This is a genomic window from Archaeoglobus sp. (assembly GCF_017656475.1).
Taxonomy (GTDB): Archaea; Halobacteriota; Archaeoglobi; order Archaeoglobales; family Archaeoglobaceae; genus Archaeoglobus.
Genome location: NZ_JACDNT010000026.1, coordinates 20,455 through 27,735 on the forward strand (window position 1 = coordinate 20,455; position 7,281 = coordinate 27,735).

10 protein-coding genes are annotated in these 7,281 nt (G+C 43.1%); 8 read left to right on the forward strand and 2 right to left on the reverse strand.

The window, feature by feature from the left end; genetic code table 11:
* Window positions 1-146: 146 nt before the first annotated feature.
* Window positions 147-1,577: a flippase gene (locus H0Z19_RS08270; RefSeq protein ID WP_290725637.1), complete on the forward strand. Its 1,431-nt coding sequence runs from the start codon at window positions 147-149 to the stop codon at window positions 1,575-1,577.
* An 83-nt stretch (window positions 1,578-1,660) separates the two neighbouring features.
* Window positions 1,661-1,963 (forward strand): DUF1616 domain-containing protein, encoded by a 303-nt coding sequence (locus tag H0Z19_RS08275; protein WP_290725639.1) that lies wholly within the window; start codon window positions 1,661-1,663, stop codon window positions 1,961-1,963.
* A gap of 21 nt (window positions 1,964-1,984) precedes the next feature.
* Here the strand turns inward: H0Z19_RS08275 and galU are convergent, their stop codons facing one another.
* Window positions 1,985-2,818 carry a UTP--glucose-1-phosphate uridylyltransferase GalU gene (gene galU, locus H0Z19_RS08280; RefSeq protein WP_290725641.1) on the reverse strand — a complete coding sequence of 278 codons (834 nt, stop codon included), beginning with the start codon at window positions 2,816-2,818 and terminating at the stop codon, window positions 1,985-1,987.
* Complete coding sequence (locus H0Z19_RS08285; protein ID WP_290725643.1) at window positions 2,818-4,086, reverse strand: UDP-glucose/GDP-mannose dehydrogenase family protein; 1,269 nt, start codon at window positions 4,084-4,086, stop codon at window positions 2,818-2,820. Before H0Z19_RS08285 ends, galU begins: the two co-directional genes overlap by 1 nt.
* Window positions 4,087-4,516: 430 nt before the next feature.
* Here H0Z19_RS08285 and H0Z19_RS08290 point away from each other — a divergent pair, with 430 nt between their 5' ends.
* The 6 genes from H0Z19_RS08290 to H0Z19_RS08315 form a co-directional block, all read left to right on the forward strand.
* Window positions 4,517-4,708, forward strand: coding sequence for a hypothetical protein (locus H0Z19_RS08290; RefSeq protein WP_290725644.1), 192 nt, complete (start codon window positions 4,517-4,519; stop codon window positions 4,706-4,708).
* A 37-nt stretch (window positions 4,709-4,745) separates the two neighbouring features.
* Window positions 4,746-5,453 carry a class I SAM-dependent methyltransferase gene (locus tag H0Z19_RS08295; protein ID WP_290725646.1) on the forward strand — a complete coding sequence of 236 codons (708 nt, stop codon included), beginning with the start codon at window positions 4,746-4,748 and terminating at the stop codon, window positions 5,451-5,453.
* Window positions 5,454-5,621: 168 nt separating this feature from the next.
* The gene (locus H0Z19_RS08300; RefSeq protein WP_290725648.1) at window positions 5,622-5,840 is read left to right on the forward strand and encodes a hypothetical protein; all 219 of its coding nucleotides are present in this window, start codon (window positions 5,622-5,624) and stop codon (window positions 5,838-5,840) included.
* Window positions 5,837-6,007, forward strand: a complete 171-nt coding sequence (locus H0Z19_RS08305) for a hypothetical protein (RefSeq protein WP_290725649.1) — start codon at window positions 5,837-5,839, stop codon at window positions 6,005-6,007. Before H0Z19_RS08300 ends, H0Z19_RS08305 begins: the two co-directional genes overlap by 4 nt.
* A gap of 254 nt (window positions 6,008-6,261) precedes the next feature.
* Complete coding sequence (locus H0Z19_RS08310; RefSeq protein WP_290725651.1) at window positions 6,262-6,456, forward strand: acylphosphatase; 195 nt, start codon at window positions 6,262-6,264, stop codon at window positions 6,454-6,456.
* A 374-nt stretch (window positions 6,457-6,830) separates the two neighbouring features.
* Window positions 6,831-7,281 (forward strand): transposase (locus tag H0Z19_RS08315; RefSeq protein ID WP_290725653.1); only part of this gene is annotated, 451 nt, incomplete at its 3' end.

Consider the following 7,281-nt stretch of genomic DNA (forward strand, 5'->3'; position numbering starts at 1 on the left):
AACGAATCTCAAGCAGCTCCCTCCTACGGATTTCCAGTCTGACAGGTCGGATTTCACGTCAACTTCGATCACAATCCTACCCGTCAAAAGAGTCTTCCAGCCACACGTTAGAGAACAACTTTTAAACCCAACACCACTCAACCTCTGTGAACCAGTCCATCACAAAGGGAACGCTCTACCTCGGAATCGCCCAGCTTCTCTTTCTTATCTCCGGCTACGTCATTCACATAGGTCTCGGAAGATTGCTCGGCCCGGAACTTTACGGGATGTATGCGGTAGTTATATCCATCATAACAGTTGTGAACCTGATTTTAACCACGGGAATCCCGCAAACGGTCTCTAAATTCACCTCGGAAAGACCTGAAATGGCCAAACCAATTCTGAAAACGGCCGGAAAGCTTCAGCTTTATCTCAGCATGTTAATATTTGCCATGTATTTCATCTCCGCCAGCTTTTTGGCCGAAATACTTAAAGATGATTCTCTCACAACCCTCATTCGCCTCTCTTCCCTCATGATTCCCGCTTATGCCCTTTTCTCCCTCTACACGGGTTATTTCAACGGACTGCGGGATTACCGCAACCAGTCCGTAATATCAGTAGTTTACTACATCTCCAAAATCGCCCTCATCTTCGGGCTGGTTCTGATTGGCTACTCTGTCTTCGGTGCTGTTCTGGGCTTCGCAATATCTCCGGCAGTTGGTTTGCTGGTTGCAGTTGTTATTGCAGGTTTTCCTCTGAGGGAGTCCGAATACGGTGAATATGCAAGAATCGTCAAATTCGCCCTGCCTGTGATAGTTCTTTCGGTGCTGCTGAACTTCTCGACAAGCGTTGACCTGCTTGCCCTGAAGGCGATTGTGAGAGACACTCACGAAGTGGGGTATTACTCCGCGGCATCTATGATATCAAAAGTACCTCTCTCACTTCTAACAGCTTTAAACATGGCTCTGTTCCCCGCAATTTCAAGCGTAACGTATCTTAACGATTTGCAGAAGACCAGGGAATACATTAGGGAATCCTTCCGCTACGTGATAATCTTTCTGGTTCCCGCAACCGCATTCATCTCTGTAACTGCATCAGAGTTCATCTCCCTCCTTTACTCCCCAAGATACGTCGCTGGTGGTGAACCGCTCAGAGTGCTGATAGTCGGAATCCTCTTCTTCAGCGTCTTTGCTTATCTCCTCAACATTGTTGTCGCTTCAGGAAAGGCATCGCTTGCCGCTGGCTTCAGCATTCTTCTCTCCGTTCTGAGTACAGTACTTAACCTCATACTCATACCCGCCTTCGGGATGATCGGTGCGGCAATGGCTGTTACTCTTGCAAGCTTTATTTCAATGTTGACCCTTCTTACCTTTGTAATAAAGGAGTTTGGTGGTGTGGTTCCATGGCCATCTCTCGCAAAGGCGATAGCATTCACATTGGCTGCAGCTTCGCTTTTCTATTTCAGGCTTGCAGGTACAGTCCTCCTTTGCCAGTATTTAGCGGCGTTCGCCGTGTATTTTGCGCTGTTGTGGGTTGCGGGCGAAATAAACGAAAGAGATATCGCAAGGTTGAAAAGATTGATGTTCATCAGGAGGTAGCCGTTCAGTAAAGGAGACTCCACGTATATAACTAAAGTTTTAAAACGACTCTCGCTCATTACTCAAAAAGAGGTGCTGGGACGATGGTGGCAGAGGCGGCTGAGGTGCTTAGAATAATCGCAGGATCTATATTCGTCCTTTTTCTTCCGGGATTCGCTTGGAGTTACGTGTTCTTCAAGAAAAACGAAATTGACATTATTGAGAGGATTGCACTCTCTTTCGGTCTGAGCATTGCAATAGTACCCTTGACAGTTTTCTGGCTGAACTACCTGTTTAAGGTTAAGATAACGTTCATCAACGTCTCAATGATTATTATTTCGCTGACGATAGTTGCAGTGGTGATTTCTTACGTGGCAAGCAAGATGAGTAACAGGCAGACAGCATGAACATTGGTTAAAACCAAAGAATCACCGCAAATTTGCCAGCCACTCCTTAAATTCTCTCCCCAACTCCACATCCCCCAAGGCAATTTCAACGTTCGCCTTCAACCACTCCAACTTGTTTCCTATGTCGTACCTCCTCCCGTTATAAAGCATCCCGTAGACGTCCTTTTCCTTAGCCATGTCCCTCAGAGCATCCGTGAGCTGAATCTCACCACCATATCCCGGCTTCAAATTTTTCAGGTAATCGAAAATCTCTGGAGTTAGAACGTACCTCCCAAGGACTGCAAGGTCTGATGGAGCTTCCTCAACCCTTGGCTTTTCGATCATGTCTTCTATTCTGTAGATACCCTTATCCAGCTCGGAGCCTTTTATAATTCCGTGGAGTGGAATTCTCTCCCTCGGAACGCGCTCGACGGCGATTACTGACCCTCCATACCTTGCGAAGACATTCACTAGCATTTCGGTGCACGGTGGAATCGTGATATTGTCTCCCAGCAGCAGAGCGAAGGGTTCATCATCAACAAACGCTTCAGCATACTTCACCGCATCACCCAAACCCCTCTGCTCCTTCTGTCTCACGAAGAAGATACTGACCTCGTCCAGGATTCTTTCAAGCTCTTCTGTATATTCTTCTTTCTTGGGCAAGTCGCCCCTGTCGAAGTGATCCTCGATAGCCCTCTTGTGCTTTCCGGTTATAATCAAAATCTCTCTTATGCCGGAATAATAGGCCTCCTCGACCACATACTGGATAACCGGCTTATGCACAACCGGAACCATCTCCTTCGGCTGAGCCTTGGTTATGGGCAGCATTCTCGTCCCGTATCCCGCTGCTGGAATAACAGCTTTCTTAACCTTCATTACCAGCACACCCCTTCATATACCAAAGCCTCTCTCCTTGCCTTATCAATTCTTCTGCCGTCTATTACAATCTTACCTTTGTAATCCAGCTCCTCGAATTCTACCCACTCCGTAACTATTAAAACCGCATCGGAATTTTTCACAACATCTTCCCCGGAGCTGGCATACTTAACATCCGGAAATAGCCGTCTGAAGTTTTCCATAGCTTCTGGGTCGTATGCAATCACATTTGCACTCTCTTCAAGCAACATCTTTACAATGGGTATAGCCTTGCTCTCTCTTATATCGTCAGTATCTGGCTTGAAGGCCAAGCCTAGAACGCCAATAGTCTTACCCCTCAAATCCGGAATGTGTTTCTTTAACAGCTCTATTAACTTCATGTGCTGCTTCTCGTTTACTCCCATCACAGCTTTAAGCAAGGTTGGATCCTCACCCAGCTCCTCTGCCTTAGCAATTAATGCCTTAACATCTTTTGGAAAACAGCTCCCACCAAACCCAATTCCAGCCCTGAAAAACGCCGGATTTATCCTGTGATCCAGTCCGACACCCCTGAACACCTCGTATGCGTCGATACCGAGTTTTTTGCAGACGTTGCCAATCTCATTTGCAAAAGATATTTTGGTTGCCAAAAAAGCATTGCTCGCGTATTTAATCATCTCCGCAGTTTTAATGTCGGTTACGAGTTTTGGACAACTTATCGGAGAGTACAAAGTTTCCAGTATGTGTTTAGTCTTTTCATCCTTAACCCCCATCACGATTCTGTCTGGTTTGAAGAAATCCTCAACAGCATTGCCCTCCCTCAAAAACTCTGGGTTCATCGCAAGACCGAAATCCTTGAATGCCTCTTTACCAGATTCTTTCTCAATTATGGGTTTCACAACCTCCTCTGTCGTACCCGGCAAAACTGTGCTTTTGACAACCACGACATGGAAATCATCTCTCTCTTTCAGAGCTTCTCCCACTCTCGCCGCCGCATCTACCACATAACCCAGGTCGATTGAACCGTCTTTCTTTGATGGAGTTCCGACGCAGATGAACGTTATGTCTGTATCAATGACCGATTTATATTCAGACGTTGCCTTATACCTCCCGACGTTCTTTTGCATCAGCTCTTTAAGCCCCCTTTCATATATAGGAGGCGTTGCGGAATTAATCGATTCAACAATTTTCTCATTAATGTCTAAAAAGGTGACCTCATTGCCAAAATCAGCAAACCCCATACCTGTTATAAGACCAACGTAACCTGAACCGATGACGGATATTCTCATCTAAATTGCTAAAATTGAAACCCCATATATAAATTTCGAATGAGAGACTTTTAGTGTGAGAGCAATTAGGTAGTTGGCGTAATTCCAAAATCCACAAACTGGATACATTGCCCTTGAGTCCTTCATAAGTCCCTGCGTATTCTTCTTCAAGCTTTCATTGATTCATAGTTGCGTTTACAAAATTTTTCAGAAAACTTGAAAAGTCCCACACTTTCTTATTATTTCCCCATGCTTTGACTCAACAAGACTTAACCCTCATAGAACTTTAATCCATGATTGCCAGATGTTGTTATTTTTTCCATCATCTTTTACGGCCAGCCACTTACCCCACAACAACCTCTAGAACAGAATCCAGAACTATTACCTCCTACCCTTCATTTCTCTTACTTGTTGAAAACACTTTAAAACTTGTTGAAGAAGGTAGTTTAACATGGCAGCGATCTTCGTCTACAAACCATTCAGAGTTGAAAAGCAGAGAGTTGAGAATGCGGAAAGGCGACCTTCAGCCTCCCTTAAAGAAAAGATATTCGTTAAAGACCTGGACAAACTCTTCGAGAGGATGTCGGATGTGTCGCTACACAAGGCATTAGAATCTTTTGACAACGAAATATCGAGGATGTAGAGATTTGTGAATTGTTTATGAGGAGGTGTAATAATTTATGAAAAAGAAGATAATAAATCTTGGCTATAAAATACTGAATTCGAGGCATCTCTCGAGACTCTTCAGTTCGTATAGGCTCACCTGGGAGCTCGCAGGAATAACGAGAAGCACAGCTATGGACGCCGTTTTACGTGGTGTCAAAAGTGAAGAAGAATTTTGGTCATCAGGAGAGAAGGTCGCAGCGGAGCTTAGAAAATTCGTCAATAAGGATTCCATCATTCTCGATGTCGGATGTGGGATGGGTAGGGTAGAGAAGTTCATAGCACCATACTGTAAAGAGATTCACGGTGTAGATGTTTCTGGAAAGATGATAAAACTTGCTAGGAAGAATTTAAAGGATTGTAGGAACGTCTTCTTCCATAAGAACAATGGGAAAGATCTGCGAATTTTTCCAGAGAACACGTTCGACTTCATCTTTTCAGTAATAACACTACAGCACTTGGAGAAAGAGGATGCTTATATATACATTGAGGAAATTTACCGTGTTTTAAAACCTGGTGGAAAAGTGTATTTGCAATTTCCAAATTTCTTGTCTGATGAAGTATTCAAATGGTTTGTTAATTATGCAAAGAAAGGAAGTAGACATATTGCAAGAGTAAGGGGATATACTATGCCAGAAGTTGAGAAAATTATGAGGTATGTGGGATTTAGGAATTTGAGTATAGAGGACAGAGGAGAGGATCTGATAGCAATTGGTGAAAAGTAAGGTGCTTGCGATATTCTATAGAAATAAAAATGTTTTTCCCGCGTTTAAGGCGGACGGGGGATAATAACACAACCCTTCAACCTTCACATCCTATGGGAGATACTGTTTAAACTGTTATTCGAGAAATATTAATACATACCCGACAAGAATGAAACATGGCTTTTGAGAATGAGTGGATTCCCTATTACAGAAGAGATAATAGCAAAAAACAAAAAAGGAGCTGAAAAGAATCCTTCAAAACTACGCGTAAAAAACCATAAAGGGATATGGGGAAAAATCGAAAGATGTGGGTTGCCGGAGCATCCAGGTTATGAGGACTTTCTTTTAGCTCTGGCTTTTAAGCGGGAAAGCCTATTGGTGAGATCTGATTTGAGGGTTCGTTTTTGAGGGTTCGTTTTCACTGGCAGAGGGGTGAAAGGACATACAGAATTGACACAGCACCTCATCGCAGAAATACGGAGGGTAGCAAATCACCAGAGGATAAGTTCTGGAAATTCATGTTGTGGGGAGAAATAGGCTCAATAACGATGTTTAAGCAGCAGATTAACAGTTGAGCTTTGATCTTACCAGAAAGTGGATTCCGAATCTATCTAAGGAGACTTTGAAAGATGGAATACTGTTAGAAGAATTCAAAAATAAGTTAAACCGGAGAGTGAAGAAGTTAGTATTCAAAATTTCCAAAAGCAGAAAGTTCTAGAATTTTGGTTGCGATTGAAAACAATCTTGTCAGTAGGTGTCTGAGAAGCTTTAGGACACGCCAGTGAAATACTACAAAAACTTTAAAAATGATTTTTTCAGAGATACATCGGTGAAAAAGAGGATTCTCATCGGTAAGGTTCATGATGTCGGCTATCGCCCTTACCTCCTCGGCTTAGCTGAATCACTGGAGATTGAGAGGTTCTTCGCGGAGAACACTTTTGCAGATGGTAAGCAGGCTGTAGAAATTCTTGTAGATGATGAGGAGGACAAAGTTCAGTTGTTTATAGATATTATTAAAATTTAGGGTGCTTACACAACCTTGAACCAAATCTCTTCCTTAACACACTAAATCCACAAACAACAAGCAATTCAATCTCCCCACACAAAGAGACCTAACCAAAACGATTTTCACAGGAAATAAACAGATTTAAAACCGAAAAAGTTATGTAGGAGGAGGCATAAGCCTCCTCCGGGTGAGAAAATGCATATATCGCTCGTAGTCGACCCAAACGACTACAGGTGGCAATTACTTGGGAAAATACTTAACATTTTCGAAATGCGGAAGACGAAAAAGATCATTGCAAAATTTACTTCGCCAGTTAGAACTGCAATAAACTGCATTAAGATAACCCTTACCTAATGTTCTTCTCAACCACCATTTCTCATGTGGTTGAAGAGTTGAGGCGGAGAGAGGACTTAAGAGAGTTTCTGAGAATAAAGGAGGAAGAAGTTCCGAGAGCCGCTTACATTTACGCTTTCCTCTCAAAATTCGACCTTAACAGCTTCATATCCATGATTCTACAAATTCTTAACTCGATAACCAAGAAAAGGCAGAGGAACACGAAACTCATCGTTGACTGCACTGATGTGAGCGTCGACATAAACTGGTTCAGAAAACCTGTAAAACAAAAAGATCTCGAAGGAAAGGATTACAGGTGGGGATATTCTGCAAAGGGGTTGTTTATTGGAATGAAACTCACTCTGGTTCTGGAGTATCCCACTATAAAACCTCTGCTTTTCCTGCTGCATCCTGCAAACAGGCATGAAGCCAAGATCTTTGAAGAGGTGATGAATGAGCTTAAGAGGAGGAGAATTGCGAGAAGAGGAGACGTCATAGTCATGGATAAGG

Excerpts from the sequence above, each read along its gene's own strand:
- H0Z19_RS08275 (WP_290725639.1), top strand. The coding sequence starts at position 1,661 with ATGGTGGCAGAGGCGGCTGAGGTGCTTAGAATAATCGCAGGATCTATA.
- H0Z19_RS08290 (WP_290725644.1), top strand. The coding sequence starts at position 4,517 with ATGGCAGCGATCTTCGTCTACAAACCATTCAGAGTTGAAAAGCAGAGA.
- H0Z19_RS08295 (WP_290725646.1), top strand. The coding sequence starts at position 4,746 with ATGAAAAAGAAGATAATAAATCTTGGCTATAAAATACTGAATTCGAGG.
- galU (WP_290725641.1), bottom strand. The coding sequence starts at position 2,818 with ATGAAGGTTAAGAAAGCTGTTATTCCAGCAGCGGGATACGGGACGAGA.
- H0Z19_RS08285 (WP_290725643.1), bottom strand. The coding sequence starts at position 4,086 with ATGAGAATATCCGTCATCGGTTCAGGTTACGTTGGTCTTATAACAGGT.
- H0Z19_RS08300 (WP_290725648.1), top strand. The coding sequence starts at position 5,622 with ATGAGTGGATTCCCTATTACAGAAGAGATAATAGCAAAAAACAAAAAA.